Source organism: Qipengyuania polymorpha, assembly GCF_019711435.1.
Taxonomy (GTDB): Bacteria; Pseudomonadota; Alphaproteobacteria; order Sphingomonadales; family Sphingomonadaceae; genus Qipengyuania; species Qipengyuania polymorpha.
On record NZ_JAIGNK010000002.1, the window covers coordinates 444,765 to 461,016 of the forward strand.

Genomic DNA, 16,252 nt, shown 5'->3' on the forward strand with positions numbered 1-16,252 from the left:
CCCCGCCCTGTCAGGGTGCGGGGACATGGAACTCGACCCGCGCATATTGATGTTCGTCATCTTCGGGCTCGGCCTGACGCTGGCGGTCACGCTGGAACGTTTCCTCGCGAAATTCTGGCTCTCGCTACCGATCCTCTACGTGGGCGCAGGTTTTGCGCTGTTCTCGCTGCCGCTGGGCCTGCCGCATATCAATCCCACGCTCGACAGTTTCGATGCGGTGGCGCTGGAGTATATCACCGAGTTCATCGTCATCGCCTCGCTGATGGCGGCAGGTATCGCCATCGACCGGCCGGTGAGCTGGAAGAACTGGCGCCAGATTTGGCCGCTGCTGGTCATTGCCATGCCGCTCACGATCGCAGCCGTCGCGTTGATGGGCTGGTGGGTGGTGGGCCTTGCTCCCGCCAGCGCGCTGCTGCTTGGCGCGGCCCTCGCTCCGACCGACCCGGTGCTGGCGCGCAGTGTGCAGGTCGGACCGCCGGGCGAGAACAAGCGCCACGACGTGCGCTTTTCACTGACCGTCGAGGCGGGGCTGAATGACGGGCTGGCCTTTCCCTTCACCTATCTCGCCATTGCCGCTGTCGGCATGACTTCGCTCGGCATGTGGACGATCGAGTGGGCGGCGCTCGACCTCGTGTGGCGGATTGCGGCCGGATGCGCAGTGGGCTGGGCCGTGGGCAGAGCAGGCGCGTGGTACGTGTTCGAGCGCGAGGCCGATGCGCCGATGGAGGCCATCGAGCAGGAGGACACCGCCGAGCAGCCCAAATACTCGACCAGCGAGGGGCTCATCGTGCTCGGCACGCTGCTGCTCGCCTATGGGCTGGCCGAGCTGGCCGAGGGCTACGGCTTCCTCGCGGTGTTCGTCGGCGCGGTCACGGCCCGCCAGCGCGAGAACCGCAGCCGCTATCACAAGCTCAGCCACCACTTCATCGACCAGATCGAGCAGATCGTGCTGGTGCTGGTCCTGTTCGGTTTCGGCGCCATGCTGGCGAGCGGCGTGCTGGCATCGCTGACATGGGAGGGCGCCGCCATCGGGCTGGCGCTCATTTTCATCATCCGCCCGTTATCGGGCCTGTTGTCCGAAAGCTTCTGCGGGCTGCCGCTGCCCGGGAAACTGGCGGTCGCCTTCCTCGGCGTGCGCGGCATGGGGTCTATCTACTACCTCGCCTACGGGCAGAACCATGGCAATTTCTTCCATTTCGACCAGCTCTGGGCGATTGCCAGCTTCACCATCCTCGTCTCGATCGTGGTGCATGGCATCGTGGCCGGTCCCTTCATCCGCCTGGTGGAGGAGCGCTCCTGGCATATCCATGACGGCGAGGATGAGGGTCTCGAAAGCCACAGCCCCGGCAGCATCGCCGTCCCCGCCCCCGACAAGCCCTGACCGGGCGAAACAAAAGGGCGGCAGGATTTCTCCCGCCGCCCTCGTGTTCGTTCAGCTGAAGGAGAAGCTTACTTCTTCTTCGCTGCAGCCTTCTTGGGCGCTGCCTTCTTGGCAGGGGCCTTCTTGGCGGCAGGCTTCTTCTCGCCTTCATCCTTCTTGGCAGCAGCCTTCTTGGCCGGTGCCTTCTTGGCCGGTGCCTTCTTGGCAGCAGGCTTCTTGTCGTCCTTCTTCTCGTCGGACTTCTTGGCAGCAGCCTTCTTCTTCGGCGCGGCCTTCTTCTTGGCCGGCTTCTTGGCTTCTTCGCCTTCCTCGGCTTCGATAGCGGCTTCCAGTTCTTCGCGCGTCACTTCGCGGTCGGTGATTTCTGCCTTGTCGAAGAGGAAGTCGACGACCTTGTCTTCATAGAGCGGGGCGCGCAGCTGTGCGGCGGCCATCGGCTCCTGCTGGACGTACTGGATGAAACGTTCACGGTCTTCGGGGCGATACTGCTGGGCGGCCTGCTGGATGAGCATGCTCATTTCCTGCGAGGTGACCTGCACGTTGTTCGCCTGGCCGATTTCCGACAGCAGCAGGCCGAGGCGCACGCGGCGTTCGGCGATACCGCGGTAATCGTCCTTCTCCGCGTCCATTTCCTTCAGCATTTCTTCGGGGTTTTCCGAACGAGCCGCTTCCTGCTGGAGCTGGGTCCAGATCTGGTCGAATTCCGCATCGACCATGCCCTCAGGCACGGCGAAGTCGTGGCCGGCAGCCAGCTGGTCGAGCAGCGAGCGCTTCATCTGCGTGCGGGTGAGACCGGCAGTTTCCTGCTCGAGCTGGCCGCGCAGCAGTTCCTTGAGCTTGTCGATGCCGTCGAGACCGAAGTTCTTGGCGAAATCGTCGTCGAGCTTGGTCTCGCCTTCGACCTTCACCTGCTTCACGGTGACGTCGAACTCGGCCTTCTTACCGGCGAGATGCGTCGCCTGGTAATCTTCCGGGAAGGTGACTTCGATGGTCTTCTCGTCGCCGGTCTTCACGCCGACCAGCTGGTCTTCGAAGCCGGGAATGAACATGCCCGAGCCCAGCACCAGCGCAGCGTCTTCGGCCTTGCCGCCTTCGAATTCCTCGCCGTCGACGCGGCCCACGAAATCGATGATCAGCTGGTCGCCATCGGCAGCCTTCTTGGTCTTGGCGGCGTCCTTGTAGCTCTTGTTGTTTTCAGCAAGCTTGCCGACTGCGTCCATGACTTCCTCGTCGGACACGGGAACGGTCAGGCGCTCGATGGCGAGGCCATCGGTCGAAGGTGCCTCGATTTCGGGCAGCACTTCGAGTTCCATGGTGACTTCGGCGTCCTTGCCCTGCTCGTAGCCTTCGCCCAGTTCGACCTTCGGCTGCATCGCAGGCTTCAGCTTGTTGTCGGCCATGGTCTTGTCGACCGATTCGCGAATCATCGAGTTGAGCGCTTCAGCGTGAAGCTGCTCGCCATGCATCTTGCGCACGAGGTTGGCAGGGACCTTGCCGGGGCGGAAGCCGGGCATCTTCACCTGCGGGGCGATCTTCTTGATCTCCGAATCGATACGACCATCGATTTCCTTGGCCGGAATGGTGATGGCGTAAGCGCGCTTGAGGCCGTCGTTGGCGGTTTCTTTGATTTGCATGGGTGTAGGACTCGTCGGTTTACTGTCTGTCTGTGCGAATGGCCTGCGACAGGAGCGGAAATGGTGCGGGCGAAGGGACTCGAACCCCCACATCTTTCGATACTGGTACCTAAAACCAGCGCGTCTACCAATTCCGCCACGCCCGCAAACCGCAAAAGCTTTGGCTGCGCCAACGGGACCCCGCCGCGCATATAGGCGCGTGCCTCTAGAAGGATGCGACCAAAAGGGCAAGCGCGGCGAAGCTCCGAGGAACAGGGTTTCGCGCCGAAGCGTTCTATTGGCGAAAGGACCCGCCGCATGAGCGACTACGAAACCCCCAAGGTACCTCCCGCGACGCCGCCCGTTATCGATCCCGATGTCGATCCGAAGACCGCAGCCGAAATGGCAGCGGACGGCGAATCCGAAGGCGACGTGCTTGCCGACAGGACCGAGCCGGACGAAATCGACATCGAGGCTGAACAGGCCATGCGCCCGGCCATGGAAGGCGGCAAGGACGGCGAAGGCGAAATGGCCGCCGATGCTGCTACAATGCTTCCGCCCGACTAAGGAGAACAGGACATGGCAACCCAACCCGATCCCGACACCATCCAGCCCGGTGCCCCGCCCGAGATGCCGCCCGGCAGCCCACCCGACGAGACGCCATACGAGGACCCGCCGGGCTTCGAGCCTCCGCAGCCCGATTACGACGATCCCTCGCCGGGCCCCGAGGAGACACCCGTGCTGCCCGAATGAGCTTGCCGCAATCCGCAGTCCGCAGTACAGGCGCGCGCCATGACTGACGACACCAAGACAGACGACAAGCCCCAGACGCCCCCGATGCAGCTTTCGGTCAATCCGAAGAGCGAACATTTCGACGTGGACGTGCTGCAGCGCGGCGTCGGCATCAAGTTCAAGGACCGCGTGCGGACCGACATCGAGGAATACAATATTTCCGAAGGCTGGGTGCGCGTACAGGCCGGCAAGACCGTCGACCGCCACGGCAACCCGCTGACATTGAAGCTCAACGGTCCGGTCGAGGCATGGTTCGAAGACCTCGGCGACGACCCGCCGGTCGCCAAGGCCGGCTGATACGCGTTCCTACACGGGCAGCGGGATGGCAGGAGGCATAGAATGAACTTCGCCTGCCTTCAGAACCCGCACGAAACCGCCGCCTGCGCAGCTATTTTGCGCGGCGGCGTTTTTCTTGCCCCTACCCTGTTCCATGTGTTCCATCCTGTAGGAACACCCCAGCGCCCTTGCCAAAGCGCGCCCCATCGCCCAACTCGGCGCCGAGCAACATCATGACAGCAATCGAAAAACCAACCGTCATCATCATCGGCCGGCCCAATGTCGGCAAATCGACGCTGTTCAACCGGCTCGTCGGCAAGAAGCTCGCGCTGGTCGATGACCAGCCGGGCGTGACGCGTGACCGCCGCATGGGCGATGCGGAAATCGCAGGGCTTGAATTCACCATCGTCGATACGGCGGGCTGGGAAGACGAAGACCCCGACAGCCTCCCCGGGCGCATGCGCAAGCAGACCGAAGTCAGCCTCGAAGGCGCGGACGCGGCGCTGTTCGTGGTCGATGCGCGCGCCGGCCTGACCCCGCTCGACGAGGAAATCGGCCGCTGGCTGCGCGGGCAGGACGTGCCGGTCGTGCTCGTGTGCAACAAGGCCGAGGGCAAGGCCGCAGAGCCAGGCATCCTCGAAAGCTACAGCCTCGGCCTCGGCGAGCCGATGGGCATTTCCGCCGAACATGGCGAAGGCATTGCGGACCTCTTCAGCGGCCTGTGGCCCATCATCGGCGCAAAATCGGAAGCGGCTGCAGCAGCTGCAGAGTTCGAGGCCGAGCTGGACGAGGAAGACCTGAACGCGCCGCTGAAGCTCGCCATCGTTGGGCGGCCCAATGCGGGCAAGTCCACGCTCATCAACCGGATGCTGGGCGAAGACCGCCTGCTGACCGGTCCCGAGGCAGGCATCACGCGCGATTCGATCGCGGTCGATTGGGAGTGGTTCGACCCCAAGGCGAACCTCCAGCGCGAAATCCGGCTCATCGACACCGCCGGTATGCGCAAGCGCGCCAAGGTCACCGAGAAGCTGGAAAAGCTGTCGGTTGCCGATGCCAAGCGCGCGGTCGATTTCGCCGAAGTCGTCGTGCTGCTGCTCGATGCGACTAAGGGGCTGGAACACCAGGACCTCAAGATTGCCAGCCAGGTGCTCGAAGAAGGCCGCGCGCTGATGGTCGCCATCAACAAGTGGGACATCGCCGAGAACGCCTCCTACCTCTTCAACGGCATTCGCGAGGCGCTGAACGAGGGCCTCAGCCAAGTACGCGGCGTGCCGCTGTTCGCCGTGTCGGCCAAGACCGGCAAGGGCATCGACACCATGCTGTCGGCCGCCTTCGAACTGCGCGAAGCGTGGAGCCGCCGCGTGCCAACCGCTGCATTGAACCGCTGGTTTGACGACGCGCTGGAAGCAAACCCGCCGCCCGCGCCGGGTGGCCGCCGTATCAAGCTGCGCTACATCACGCAGGCGAGCACCCGCCCGCCGCGTTTCGTGGTGTTCGGCACGCGCCTCGACGATTTGCCCAAGAGCTACGAGCGCTATCTCGTCAACGGCATCCGCGCCAAGCTGGGCTTCGATGCGGTGCCGGTGCGCGTGGTGCTGAAGAGCCCCAAGAACCCCTATGATTCGAACCGCGGGGGTGGCGGCAAGTTCAGTGGCGGCGAAGGCCGTGATTGAGCCGCTGCTGCTGATACCGGGCATCGAACTGCTCGAACGGACGAGCTCGTCCATCCGCGTCCAGAACGTGGTGCAGCTCTCGATGGCTCCGGCCTTCCTGCTCGCAGGCATCGGTGCGGTCATGAATGTCATGACCAACCGCCTCATCTGGGTCGCGAACAAGATCGAGAAAATCCTGAAAGCGGGCCGCGACGAGGAAGCCAACGAGCTGCTGGTCGAAATCCCCGCGCTGGAAAAGCGCCGCCTCCACGCCCAGCGCGCGGTGATGCTCAGTACGGCCGCCGCCTTTACCATCAGCATCGTCATCATGCTGCTCTTCGTGAGCGCTTTCGTGAAGGCTCCGCTTGGCAGCCTTGTGGCCTTCACCTGGATGCTGACCATGGGCCTACTGATGGCGGGCCTCGCTTCCTTCCTGCTCGAAACGAGAGTGGCAGCCCGGCGCAATCGCGAACGGATGAACGAGCGCACCTACGGTCCCGACGTCACCTCGTCCTGAATTCGAGGCCGAAGCAGGACAGGGCGCCCCTGCGGCGAGGCCGTATGCAAGTGGTTGTCTCGCGTTCACAATTTCCTGCGCATCACCTTTCCTACCAATAAGGAGACGTGCCATGCCGCGCATCGAGATTGCCTTGTGTTCGCGCTATGACGAGAAGGGGGAAACCATCCGGATGGACGCGCTCGACGTGCCCACCGCGCTGACGATTACCGATATCAACGTGCCCGCCGGCGATGCCGAATTGTGGCAGGACGGACGGCGGCTGTCCCGCCTGACCAAGCATGGCGGGATGCACGGGACTTTCTGGGAATTGGGTACGAACTAGCCCTCTTCGCCCTCGCCCGCTGCTTTGGAATTGAGCTGGACGTAGTTCTGCAGCCCCATGCGCTCGATCATGTCGAACTGCGTTTCGAGGAAATCGACATGCTCCTCTTCGCTTTCGAGAATCCGCTCGAAGATTTCGCGGGTGGTGAAATCGCGGACGGTCTCGCAATGGGCGATGGCGTCCTTCAGCAGCGGGATGGCCTCCATCTCCACCGCGAGGTCGGCTTTCAGGATTTCCTCGACCGTCTCGCCGACCTTGAGTTTGTGGATCGCCTGGAAGTTGGGAAGCCCGCCAAGGAAGAGAATGCGCTCTGCCAGAATATCGGCGTGCTTCATCTCGTCGATGCTCTCGTGCCGCTCGTATTCGGCGAGCTTGGTCACGCCCCAATCGGCCAGCACGCGATAGTGCAGCCAGTACTGGTTGATAGCCGTCAGTTCGTTGGTGAGCGCCTTGTTGAGAAATTCGATAACCTTGGGGTCGCCCTTCATGGCACCTCTCCACCTAGTGAACTGACGCGGAGGATTATGTGCTTGCCCGCGCATCCACGCAAGAGCAGGATGGAGAAAAATCGGCGGAATTCCGCCAGTTGCAAGCGATTGTCAGTAGCGAGAAGTCAGGCCGCGACAGTAGCCGGTTCGAAGGCCATTTCGCGCTCTTCGAAGAGGATGGCCTCGGCATCGTCGAGGCAGGTGCCGCATGCGGGGCGCTTGCCCAGCGCAGCGTAGCAGGCCTCTGCATCGCCCGCGCAATGCTTGGCCGCGCGCCGAAGCTCGCTTTCCCTGATGGCATTGCAAATGCAGACGTACATACGGCCCTGCGCTCCATTGAGATTGATTCGCAAAAGCAGATGTAGTGCGAATCATTCTCAATAGCAAGACGTCAGCGCTTGAGCGGGAATCGTCGTCCGTAGGTGAGGCAGCGCCAGAGCCATTCGAGCGGCCCGTAGCGGAAGCGCTCCAGCCAGGGCTTGGACCATGCGAGCATGACCAGCCATGCCGCGATGGTGACGAGGTAGAGCTCGCTCCGGCCCAATGCGCCGAACAGGTCGAGGCCCCAATTGCCGAACACCAGCAGCATGACCACGGAGGTGCCGAGATAATTGGTGAAGGCCGCTCGTCCCGCTGCCGAAACACGTTCGGACAGCCAGCCGCCCGCCGCAGGGGCGAAGGAAACGAGCAGTGCGGCGATGCCCAGTGTCATGAAGATGCGCGGGAAGTGCGACCAGCCCATGAATGCCGCCAATGCGCCGTAATAGGTAAAGCCGCCCGCCTTCGCCGACAGGGCAATCCACAAGGTGAGCGCGCCACCCGCTACGAGCCCTATCAGGCCCCACAGCCGCATCTTGCGATTCGAAAAGCCGCCGCTGAAAAAGCCCATGCGATAAAGCGCCATCCCGATAAGCATCAGCGGCAAGGTCTCGAAGGCGAACATCATGAGCGAGGCCAGCGGGTCGAACGCATGCGCTTCGAAATTATGCGCCACATAATCGAGGTAGCTTCCCTCTTGCCTAATTTCGCTTTCCGCACGGCCATCGGCAAGATCCGCATCGGCAGCCTTCACAAACTCAGCCTGGACCGATTCGAGTGCGACATTGTCAGCGGCGGGACCGTCGGCGACATTCTGCATGAAGCCGAACAGGGCACCATAAAGGATGCCGCCCGCAATATATCCAAGGATGCCGAGGACCAACTGCTTGCGGGCGCTAAGGCCGATGAACAGCAACGCAACCAGCCCCGACACGGCATAGAAGAACAGGATGTCGCCCCGCCAGATGAAATAGAAATGGACGAGGCCGAACAATCCCAGCCAGAGGAGGCGCTTTGCCTGTAGCCCCGTGGTTGCCCCCTTCGCCCACGCCTTCTCAAGGAAGAGGTAAAGCCCCGCACCGAAGAGGAGCGTGAACAGCCCGCGCATCTTCCCGTCGACCAGCACCAGTTGCCAGACCCACATCCAGTCTTCCGCCTCGGAATGCGGCACGGTGAAGGCTTCGGGGAAAGCATAGGCAGTAAATGGCTGCCCCATCGCCATGATATTGGCGGCCAGGATGCCCATGACGGCAATCCCGCGGATAAAGTCGAGGCTGCCGATTCGACCGCCCGTCACTGCGACAGGCTGCGGCCGGTCCGGCGTGGCCGCGACCGAATCATGCTCCGACATCATCTGTTTACCCCTTCCCCCTAGATAGTGCCGAGAACTCCTAGGCCGGAGAGCGCCATGCGGCAGCCCTCCTCGCCCAAGAGTTCACAGCTTTCGACCAACGCAAGGGCGTAATGCCGCCTTTGGCCGGAGTGAAGGCAAACGGCGGGTTACCGAGGTTCGACCCAGTGCCAGGCGGCAAAAGTTGAACGTTATTAACCCTAAATTAGGGGTAGTCTGCGATTTCCCCAATTCGAGACCGCCGCAATGACGCGGCAAGAGTGAAGATACAGGCCTACAGGGGGACCTAGCCTTGCGTGTATTGGCATTGGCATCGCAGAAGGGCGGATCGGGTAAGACCACGCTCTCCGGACATCTGGCCGTTCAGGCCCAGCGAGCGGGCGCAGGTCCGGTCGTCCTGATCGACATCGACCCGCAGGGGTCGCTGGCCGACTGGTGGAACGAGCGCGAGGCTGAACTGCCTGCATTCGCACAGACCACCGTCGCCCGTCTTGCAGCCGATTTGGCGATCCTTCGCCAGCAGGGCTTCAAGCTTGCCGTCATCGATACGCCGCCGGCAATCACCATGGCCATCCAGTCGGTCATTTCGGTTGCCGAGCTCATCGTCGTCCCGACACGCCCCAGCCCGCACGACCTTCGTGCGGTCGGCGCGACCGTCGACCTTTGCGAACGTGCCGGCAAGCCGCTGATCTTCGTGGTCAACGCGGCAACGCCCAAGGCGAAGATCACTTCGGAAGCCGCTGTCGCCCTGTCGCAGCACGGCACCGTCGCCCCGATTACGCTCCACCACCGCACCGATTTCGCCGCCTCGATGATCGACGGCCGCACGGTGATGGAAGTCGATCCGGAAAGCCGTTCTTCGGCCGAGATTACCGCGCTGTGGAAGTATATTTCGGACCGCCTCGAAAAGCAGTTCCGCCGCACCGTTTTCACTGCGCCCGGCCAACAGGCCCAGCAGCCCGGTGCCTATCGTCCCGCCGGTGGCTTCGGCCGTCGGGTCGCCCAGTAAGAGCAACTTTTAGGAAAGGCGGAGGCCAGCCGGATGTCAGACGCCAATTTCGCTTCTCTTTCTTCGACCCTGCTTGCACGCAAGGGCGGCGCCAAGCCTGCCATGCGTCCGCAATCGGCAGTGCTCGGACCGGTCGACGGCGTTGCCGCCGCGGCTAATCTCGAGGACCTGGGCTGGAACGACATGGGCGAGGACGCGCCCGAACAGCAGGCCGCTGAAGCTGTTGCAGCGCCCAAGGCCGCGCTCGGTGGTTCGGCATCGCTGTCGGAATCGAGCCTCATCAAGAAGCCTGCCCTTCCCCCGATCGACGAGCGCGAGTTCGTCGAGGGTGATGAAGAGTACGCAGCCGAAGACGAATCGAACCGCGTGGTTTCGCTGAACCCGCTGCAGTCGAAGGACAGCGGCGCCAGCCAGAACCAGGTCCGCGAATCGCTCGACCGCATTGCCAACCAGTTGGAAGGCAAGCCGGCGATCGAGGCCGATAACGAGGACGATGAGGACTTCGAGGAAGAGGTCGCCGAGGAAGCGCCCGCTCCCGCCGTACTTCCCAAAGCCATCAAGCCTGCCCCGGCCCGCTCGAAAGCGGCTGCCAAGGGCAAGCGTGCAGCCTTCACGCTGCGTCTCGATCCGGAGCGTCACCTGATGCTGCGCCTCGCCTGCACCGTTCGCGGCAGCAGCGCACAGCAGCTCGTGACCGACGCTCTCGATGGCCTGCTGGCTGAAATGCCGGAAATAGCCATGCTCGCCGCCCAGGTGCAGCGCAGGCCGAATTGAAACTTGAAGGACGTGGGATCGCCTTTTGAGGGGTAATGTAATGAACACCAGGAACTCAACCTTCATCCGGCTTGCCGTCACCACGGCGCTCGCATCCACCGCTCTGGCCGGATGCAGCGGCAAGGTTGCGCCGTCTTTTGCCGAAAGCTCGGACAAGGCCGAAGTCGCACTCGCCAAGGGCAAGGCCGACAAGGCCGTCACTCACGCCGAGCAGGCAGTCCTTGCCAGCCCGCGCGATGCCTACAGCCGCACGCTGCTCGGCAATGCCTATCTCGAAGCAGGCCGCTTCGCATCGGCAGCGCAGAGCTTCGAAGACGCCATCGCGCTCGGCGACAATTCGCCGCGCACCACCATCAGCCTTTCGCTGGCACTGACCGGCATGGGTGACCGCGCCAAGGCGATCTACGTGCTCGAGCGCCAGGAAGCCGCCATCGACCCGGCAGACTTCGGTCTTGCCATCGCACTGGCCGGCCAGCCGCAGCGCGGCGTGCATGTCCTTTCGAACACGCTTCGTGCAGGCAACAACACCGCCAAGGTGCGCCAGAACCTCGCCTATGCCTACGCGATGAGCGGCCAGTGGCGCGAAGCGCGCATCATGGTTGCCGAAGACGTGCCTGCCGACCAGGTTGGCGAGCGCATGGCCGAGTGGGGCGCCATCGCACGTCCTGAACAGTATCGTGTCCGTGTGGCCAGCCTGCTCAAGACGCAGATTGTCAACGACCCGGGCCAGCCGGCCATGCTCGCGCTGAACAACAATCCGAGCGTGGAAATGCTCGCTTCGGAAAATGTCGAAGCGGAAGCGACCGAACTCGCCTTCGCTGAAGAGCTTCCCGCAAGCCAGCCCGCTCCGATCGAACGTATCGTGTTCGACGTGGAAGACGATGGTGAAGATGAGCCTAAGCCGGTCATCATCGCCTCGCTCCCGGACGAGCCTGCTCCGAAGCCGGCAGCAAAGCCCGCGCCCAGCGTGGCCCAGGCATTCGCCGAAGCTCCGGCTCCTGCAGCCAAGGCACCGGCTCCGGTAAAAGCAAAGGCTCCGGCATCTGCGCCGCGCCTCTCGCTCGCCTCGGGTGACTACAACATCCAACTCGGCTCCTACTTCTCGCAAGCCGACGCCGAGGAAGGCTGGACCAAATTCCAGAAGATGTATCCCGAACTCGCCGATGCGCAGCGCGTGATCAGCAAGGCACGGGTAAACGGCAAGCTCTACTACCGCGTCGCGGCAGTCGGTTACGCCAAGGATTCGGCGCGGGCCATGTGCTCCAGCGTCAAGGGCAAGGGGGGTGGTTGCATCGCCTACGCCCAGAACAACCCGCTGCCGGGCGCACTGCTCGACAACGGGAATGTACGGGTCGCAGCGCGGTAACCCCCGCGCAAACCCAATACCACCGAGCCTTGGGCCTCTTCCGGATCCGTCCGGAAGGGGCCTTTTCTTATCCGGTTACAGCTCGACCGGGACCCCGCCCTTCCAGAGCGCAGTAACGCGGCCCTGCGTGGGCTGGCCGTCGAAGGGCGTGTTGCCTGCCGTCGCTGCCATCATGGCGCTCTGGACGACCCATGGCTTGTCGGCATCGACGATGGCGATGTCGGCTTCGTATCCTTGGCTCAGGCTTCCCGCCTCCACGCCCAGCAGGCGCGCCGGATTGGTCGCGACCAATTCGAAGGCGCGGGATATATCGATGACCTCGTCACGTACCAGCGAAAGCACCATGGCGAGCAGCGTTTCCGCCCCGGCCATGCCGGGCTCGGCATCGGAGAACGGCAGGCGCTTGTCTTCCGGTCCGCGCGGGTCGTGGCCGCTCGAGACGACATCGATTGTGCCGTCGGAAATCGCCTCGCGCACCGCGTGGCGGTCGTCCTCGCTGCGTAGCGGGGGCGAGAGGCGGGCGAAGGTGCGGAATTCGGCAGTGGCGAGGTCGGAGAGCATGAAATGTGCAGGGGTGACACCAGCGGTGACTTGCTGACCCGCCGCCTTGGCCTTGCGTACGAGGTCCAGCCCCGCGCGGGTCGTGACCTGGCGGAAATGGAGGCGCGCGCCCGCCATCTCGGCCAGCGCGAGGTCGCGCGCGATGGCGATGGCCTCAGCTTCTGCCGGAGCGCTCGGCAAGCCGCGGCGCGTGGCATATTCGCCAGCCGTTGCGACCGCGCTGCCGACCAGTGCAGCATCCTCGGCGTGCGCGATGACCGGCATGTCGAGCATGGCCGCATATTGCAGCAGGCGTAGCATCGCTCCGCTGTCGGAAATCCACTGGCGGCCGGTGGCGATGCCCCTCGCCCCGGCTTCGCGCATCAGCGCTATCTCGGCGATTTCCTTGCCTTCGAGGCCGCGTGTGGCCGCCGCCAGCGGATGGACCCAGAAGTCCGGCTTGCCGCTCTTGGCGATGTAGGAGACGCGGCTCGGCAAATCGAGCGGCGGAGACTGATCGGGCATCAGCGCCGCGCGCGTGATACCACCGAAATGGAAGGCGGGCTTGTCGATGGCGAAAACGCCCAAATCCACGAGGCCGGGCGCGACTAGTTTGCCGCCCGCGTCGACAGTCTCGCCCTCGCCCGGCATATCGCCGAGCGCGGCGATCCGCCCTTCTTCCATGCGAAGCGAACCCTCGCGCAGCCCATCGGGCGTGACGAGGCGGGCGTTGGTGATGGTGATGAAAGCAGCCTGCTTCATGCCGCATCTCCCCATCCCTCGACCCCGCGGGCGCGGCGGGTCAGCACGTCGAGGCAGGCCATACGGATGGCGACACCCATCTCGACCTGCCGCGTGATGATGGAGCGGTCGATGAGGTCGGCCACCTCGCTGTCGATTTCCACCCCGCGGTTCATCGGCCCGGGATGCATCACCAGCGTATCGTCCTTCGCCTTGTCGAGCCGCGCCTTGGTCAGCCCGTAAAGGTGGTGGTATTCGCGCGCCGAGGGGATGAACTGGCCGCTCATCCGCTCGGTCTGGAGCCGCAGCATCATGACGACGTCCGCGCCGTCGAGAGCAGCGTCGAAATCATGGAACACCTCGGCCCCCATCGCCTCGATACCCACCGGCATCAACGCAGGCGGAGCGCAGAGCCTTACAGTCGCGCCCAGCGCCTGCAGGCACAGCAGGTTGGAGCGAGCGACACGGCTGTGAAGGATATCGCCGCAAATCACGATGGTCTGACCGGTAAAGTCGTCCGCTCTCTCGCCCCGCTCGCGCAAGGCATGGCGCAGCGCCAGCGCATCGAGCAGCGCCTGCGTCGGGTGCTCGTGCTGCCCGTCGCCCGCATTGAGGACCGGGCAATCGACCTTGTCGGCAATCAGCCCCGTGGCCCCGCTCGAACCATGGCGGATGACAATCGCATCGGCGCGCATGGCGTTGAGCGTTATCGCCGTGTCGATCAGCGTCTCGCCTTTCTTCACGCTCGATTGCGCTGCGTGCATGTTGACGACGTCCGCGCCCAGCCGTTTGCCCGCAATCTCGAAGCTCAAAAGCGTGCGGGTCGAGTTTTCGAAGAAGGCGTTGATGATGGTGAGGCCCGCCAGCGCGTCCGAATGCTTGGCGCTCTGGCGGTTCAGGGCGACCCACTGCTCTGCCTCGTCGAGCAGGAACAGGATCTCGTGGCGCTCCATCTGCCCGATGCCGAGCAGGTCGCGATGCGGAAAGGCCTGCGCGCCCGCGGGATAGCGGGCCGCATGCGGCGTGGTTTGCGAAGCTGTCATTAAAGCCACGCCCTTAGTCGAGAGCCATGCCACCCTCAAGCATATTCCTGTGGCGCAGCGCGTCCGCCTCGCCTAGGTTTGAAGCTGGACAAATTCAGGGGACGAGTTTCACATGCGTTTTGCAGGCAAGGTCTGGCGGCTGCTGGTTGGTATCAAGGACGGTCTCGTCCTTCTCTTCATGCTGCTTTTCTTTGCAGCGCTGTTTGCCATACTGACCGCACGCCCCAGCCCTGCGCAGGTACGCGACGGCGCCCTGCTGCTCGAACTCGACGGCGTGATTGTGGAAGAACGCACCCCGGTAGACCCCTTCGCCGCGCTCTTGTCCGGCAGCACGCCGGTCGGCGAATACCAGGCCCGCGACCTTGTGCGCGCCATCGATGCCGCCGCCAGCGACAAGCGTATCGAAGCCGTCGTGCTCGACCTCGACCGCTTCATGGGCGCAGGCCAGGTCCATCTCGCCGAAGTGGGCGCCGCGCTCGACCGGGTGCGTGCGGCCGACAAGCCCGTGCTCGCCTATGCCACCGCCTATGGCGACGACGGCGTGTTTCTCGCCGCGCATGCCAGCGAGGTCTGGCTCCACCCGATGGGCGGCGCCATCGTGGCGGGCCCGGGCGGCAATCGCCTCTACTTCGCGAACCTGCTCGAGAAGCTGAAAATTAACGCCCGCGTCTACAAGGTCGGCACCTATAAGAGCGCAGTCGAACCCTTCACCGAAAGCGGCATGTCCGACCCCGCGCGCGAGAACGCTCAGGCGCTCTACGGCGCATTGTGGGAAGAATGGCAGGCCAATGTGAAGAAGGCCCGCCCCGCCGCCAATCTCGACCTCGTCAGCAAGAGCCCCGCCGAATGGGTGGAGGCAGCCAGGGGTGATTTGTCGCTCGCAGCTAAGAACGCCGGGCTGGTCGACACCCTCGGCACGCGCGTCGAATTCGGCGAGCGCGTCGCTGAACTCGTCGGCGAGGATGAGTGGGACGAAACCCCCGGCGCCTATCCGCACACCAACTTGACCGCATGGCTGGCTGACAATCCGTGGCCCAGCGAAAGCAATGAAATCGGTGTGGTGACCATCGCCGGCACCATCGTCGATGGCGATGCCGGCCCCGGCACGGCAGGCGGCGACCGCATCGCGGAACTGCTCGACGATGCACTCGAACGCGACTTCAAGGGCCTCGTCGTACGCGTCGACTCACCCGGCGGTTCGGCCATGGCCAGCGAAGTCATCCGCAACGCCATCCTGCGCCACAAGGCCAAGGACATTCCGGTCGCTGTCTCGATGGGCAACGTCGCGGCGAGCGGCGGCTATTGGGTGGCGACGCCCGCCGATCGCATCTTTGCCGAGCCCGAGACCATCACCGGCTCGATCGGCATCTTCGCGATGATTCCGACCTTCGAGAATGCCGCGGCCGAAATTGGCATCAACAGCGACGGGGTGAAGACAGGCCCGCTCTCGGGCCAGCCCGACCCGATCGCCGGCTTCACGCCCGAAGTCGACCGCATCCTGCAGGCGAGCATCGAGGACGGCTACACCGACTTCCTCACCCGCGTCGCCGAATCGCGCCAGATGACGCTTGACCAGGTCGACACCGTCGGCCAGGGCCGCGTCTGGGACGGCGGCACCGCGCGCCAACTGCGCCTCGTCGACGAATATGGCGGCATGGCCGAAGCGCTCGCATGGGTCGCCGGACAGGCCGAGCTCGAGGATGGCAAATGGTCTGCCACTTACCTCGGCGATGGCGAAAGCACGGCCGATACGATCCTGCGCCAGATGCTTATCGGCGAGGAAGATGCAGGCGGACGCGATGTCTTCGCCATGCTGGCCGGACAGCAGCGGGCTAGCGCGGGCATGATCCTGCTCGATGCGCAGCGCCTGCTCGGTACCAAGGGCGTACAGGCCTACTGCCTCGCCTGTCCTTCGCCAGCTTTGGCACAGGCACAGGGCGAGCGCAGCTTCGACGGCTTCATCGCCAAACTCGTGGGCTTCTTCCGCGACTGAATTTTCAGGTGAGGGCGCGCTTGCCATGCGGCGATTCGCCGCGTAAAGGCGCGCCCCTGCCCGGCATTGACTG

At 63.9% G+C, this 16,252-nt stretch carries 17 protein-coding genes and 1 tRNA gene; 11 read left to right on the forward strand and 7 right to left on the reverse strand.

Features of this window, described 5'->3' with window-relative positions:
• Positions 1 to 25 precede the first annotated feature (25 nt).
• Positions 26 to 1,381, forward strand: a complete 1,356-nt coding sequence (locus K3152_RS07480; protein WP_221573478.1) for a cation:proton antiporter — start codon at positions 26 to 28, stop codon at positions 1,379 to 1,381.
• Positions 1,382 to 1,449: 68 nt separating this feature from the next.
• Here K3152_RS07480 and tig read toward each other — a convergent pair whose 3' ends face one another.
• Together tig and K3152_RS07490 are read right to left on the reverse strand one after the other, a co-directional pair.
• Positions 1,450 to 3,015: a trigger factor gene (tig, locus tag K3152_RS07485; protein WP_221573479.1), complete on the reverse strand. Its 1,566-nt coding sequence runs from the start codon at positions 3,013 to 3,015 to the stop codon at positions 1,450 to 1,452.
• A 61-nt stretch (positions 3,016 to 3,076) separates the two neighbouring features.
• A tRNA-Leu gene (locus K3152_RS07490) sits at positions 3,077 to 3,161 on the reverse strand.
• A gap of 151 nt (positions 3,162 to 3,312) precedes the next feature.
• On the opposite strand from K3152_RS07490, the gene K3152_RS07495 reads away from it, so the two are divergent.
• The 6 genes from K3152_RS07495 (at position 3,313) to K3152_RS07520 (ending at position 6,556) form a co-directional block, all read left to right on the forward strand.
• The gene (locus K3152_RS07495; protein ID WP_221573480.1) at positions 3,313 to 3,561 is read left to right on the forward strand and encodes a hypothetical protein; all 249 of its coding nucleotides are present in this window, start codon (positions 3,313 to 3,315) and stop codon (positions 3,559 to 3,561) included.
• Between the two features lie 12 nt (positions 3,562 to 3,573).
• Positions 3,574 to 3,747 carry a hypothetical protein gene (locus K3152_RS07500; protein ID WP_221573481.1) on the forward strand — a complete coding sequence of 58 codons (174 nt, stop codon included), beginning with the start codon at positions 3,574 to 3,576 and terminating at the stop codon, positions 3,745 to 3,747.
• Positions 3,748 to 3,786: 39 nt separating this feature from the next.
• The gene (locus tag K3152_RS07505; protein ID WP_221573482.1) at positions 3,787 to 4,083 is read left to right on the forward strand and encodes a DUF3297 family protein; all 297 of its coding nucleotides are present in this window, start codon (positions 3,787 to 3,789) and stop codon (positions 4,081 to 4,083) included.
• Between the two features lie 212 nt (positions 4,084 to 4,295).
• Positions 4,296 to 5,735, forward strand: a complete 1,440-nt coding sequence (gene der / locus K3152_RS07510) for a ribosome biogenesis GTPase Der (protein ID WP_221573483.1) — start codon at positions 4,296 to 4,298, stop codon at positions 5,733 to 5,735.
• On the forward strand, positions 5,728 to 6,231 hold the full coding sequence (locus K3152_RS07515; RefSeq protein ID WP_221573484.1) for a DUF2721 domain-containing protein: 504 nt from the start codon (positions 5,728 to 5,730) through the stop codon (positions 6,229 to 6,231). Before der ends, K3152_RS07515 begins: the two co-directional genes overlap by 8 nt.
• A 112-nt stretch (positions 6,232 to 6,343) precedes the next feature.
• A complete protein-coding gene (locus tag K3152_RS07520) occupies positions 6,344 to 6,556 on the forward strand; it encodes a hypothetical protein (protein WP_221573485.1) in 213 nt (70 codons plus the stop codon).
• On the opposite strand, the gene bfr is transcribed toward K3152_RS07520, so the two are convergent.
• The 3 genes from bfr to K3152_RS07535 all read right to left on the reverse strand — a co-directional run bounded on the left by bfr (position 6,553) and on the right by K3152_RS07535 (position 8,716).
• Positions 6,553 to 7,044, reverse strand: coding sequence for a bacterioferritin (bfr, locus tag K3152_RS07525; RefSeq protein WP_040965055.1), 492 nt, complete (start codon positions 7,042 to 7,044; stop codon positions 6,553 to 6,555). The genes K3152_RS07520 and bfr overlap by 4 nt on opposite strands.
• A gap of 125 nt (positions 7,045 to 7,169) precedes the next feature.
• Entirely contained in the window at positions 7,170 to 7,364 is a 195-nt protein-coding gene (locus tag K3152_RS07530; protein WP_040965057.1) for a (2Fe-2S)-binding protein, read from the reverse strand.
• Positions 7,365 to 7,435: 71 nt separating this feature from the next.
• Complete coding sequence (locus tag K3152_RS07535) at positions 7,436 to 8,716, reverse strand: DUF418 domain-containing protein (protein ID WP_247713264.1); 1,281 nt, start codon at positions 8,714 to 8,716, stop codon at positions 7,436 to 7,438.
• Between the two features lie 289 nt (positions 8,717 to 9,005).
• Here K3152_RS07535 and K3152_RS07540 point away from each other — a divergent pair, with 289 nt between their 5' ends.
• From K3152_RS07540 to K3152_RS07550, 3 genes are read left to right on the forward strand one after another with little or no spacing between them, the layout of a single operon-like run.
• Positions 9,006 to 9,722: a ParA family protein gene (locus K3152_RS07540; protein ID WP_221573486.1), complete on the forward strand. Its 717-nt coding sequence runs from the start codon at positions 9,006 to 9,008 to the stop codon at positions 9,720 to 9,722.
• A 33-nt stretch (positions 9,723 to 9,755) separates the two neighbouring features.
• Complete coding sequence (locus K3152_RS07545) at positions 9,756 to 10,496, forward strand: hypothetical protein (RefSeq protein WP_221573744.1); 741 nt, start codon at positions 9,756 to 9,758, stop codon at positions 10,494 to 10,496.
• A gap of 40 nt (positions 10,497 to 10,536) precedes the next feature.
• Complete coding sequence (locus K3152_RS07550) at positions 10,537 to 11,862, forward strand: SPOR domain-containing protein (protein WP_221573487.1); 1,326 nt, start codon at positions 10,537 to 10,539, stop codon at positions 11,860 to 11,862.
• Positions 11,863 to 11,937: 75 nt separating this feature from the next.
• On the opposite strand, the gene K3152_RS07555 is transcribed toward K3152_RS07550, so the two are convergent.
• Both K3152_RS07555 and K3152_RS07560 read right to left on the reverse strand, forming a co-directional pair.
• Positions 11,938 to 13,164 carry a dihydroorotase gene (locus tag K3152_RS07555; protein WP_221573488.1) on the reverse strand — a complete coding sequence of 409 codons (1,227 nt, stop codon included), beginning with the start codon at positions 13,162 to 13,164 and terminating at the stop codon, positions 11,938 to 11,940.
• Positions 13,161 to 14,186, reverse strand: a complete 1,026-nt coding sequence (locus K3152_RS07560; protein WP_221573489.1) for an aspartate carbamoyltransferase catalytic subunit — start codon at positions 14,184 to 14,186, stop codon at positions 13,161 to 13,163. The genes K3152_RS07555 and K3152_RS07560 overlap by 4 nt, the downstream gene beginning before the upstream one ends.
• Before the next feature lie 112 nt (positions 14,187 to 14,298).
• Here K3152_RS07560 and sppA point away from each other — a divergent pair, with 112 nt between their 5' ends.
• Complete coding sequence (gene sppA, locus K3152_RS07565; RefSeq protein WP_221573490.1) at positions 14,299 to 16,179, forward strand: signal peptide peptidase SppA; 1,881 nt, start codon at positions 14,299 to 14,301, stop codon at positions 16,177 to 16,179.
• Positions 16,180 to 16,252 lie beyond the last annotated feature (73 nt).

What these genes read in the sequence shown, in the direction of transcription:
- K3152_RS07505 (WP_221573482.1), top strand. Translation starts at nt 3,787, where the DNA reads ATGACTGACGACACCAAGACAGACGACAAGCCCCAGACGCCCCCGATG.
- K3152_RS07535 (WP_247713264.1), bottom strand. Translation starts at nt 8,716, where the DNA reads ATGATGTCGGAGCATGATTCGGTCGCGGCCACGCCGGACCGGCCGCAG.
- K3152_RS07520 (WP_221573485.1), top strand. Translation starts at nt 6,344, where the DNA reads ATGCCGCGCATCGAGATTGCCTTGTGTTCGCGCTATGACGAGAAGGGG.
- K3152_RS07560 (WP_221573489.1), bottom strand. Translation starts at nt 14,186, where the DNA reads ATGACAGCTTCGCAAACCACGCCGCATGCGGCCCGCTATCCCGCGGGC.
- K3152_RS07480 (WP_221573478.1), top strand. Translation starts at nt 26, where the DNA reads ATGGAACTCGACCCGCGCATATTGATGTTCGTCATCTTCGGGCTCGGC.
- K3152_RS07500 (WP_221573481.1), top strand. Translation starts at nt 3,574, where the DNA reads ATGGCAACCCAACCCGATCCCGACACCATCCAGCCCGGTGCCCCGCCC.
- K3152_RS07545 (WP_221573744.1), top strand. Translation starts at nt 9,756, where the DNA reads ATGTCAGACGCCAATTTCGCTTCTCTTTCTTCGACCCTGCTTGCACGC.
- bfr (WP_040965055.1), bottom strand. Translation starts at nt 7,044, where the DNA reads ATGAAGGGCGACCCCAAGGTTATCGAATTTCTCAACAAGGCGCTCACC.
- tig (WP_221573479.1), bottom strand. Translation starts at nt 3,015, where the DNA reads ATGCAAATCAAAGAAACCGCCAACGACGGCCTCAAGCGCGCTTACGCC.
- K3152_RS07555 (WP_221573488.1), bottom strand. Translation starts at nt 13,164, where the DNA reads ATGAAGCAGGCTGCTTTCATCACCATCACCAACGCCCGCCTCGTCACG.
- sppA (WP_221573490.1), top strand. Translation starts at nt 14,299, where the DNA reads ATGCGTTTTGCAGGCAAGGTCTGGCGGCTGCTGGTTGGTATCAAGGAC.
- K3152_RS07550 (WP_221573487.1), top strand. Translation starts at nt 10,537, where the DNA reads ATGAACACCAGGAACTCAACCTTCATCCGGCTTGCCGTCACCACGGCG.
- K3152_RS07530 (WP_040965057.1), bottom strand. Translation starts at nt 7,364, where the DNA reads ATGTACGTCTGCATTTGCAATGCCATCAGGGAAAGCGAGCTTCGGCGC.
- K3152_RS07495 (WP_221573480.1), top strand. Translation starts at nt 3,313, where the DNA reads ATGAGCGACTACGAAACCCCCAAGGTACCTCCCGCGACGCCGCCCGTT.
- der (WP_221573483.1), top strand. Translation starts at nt 4,296, where the DNA reads ATGACAGCAATCGAAAAACCAACCGTCATCATCATCGGCCGGCCCAAT.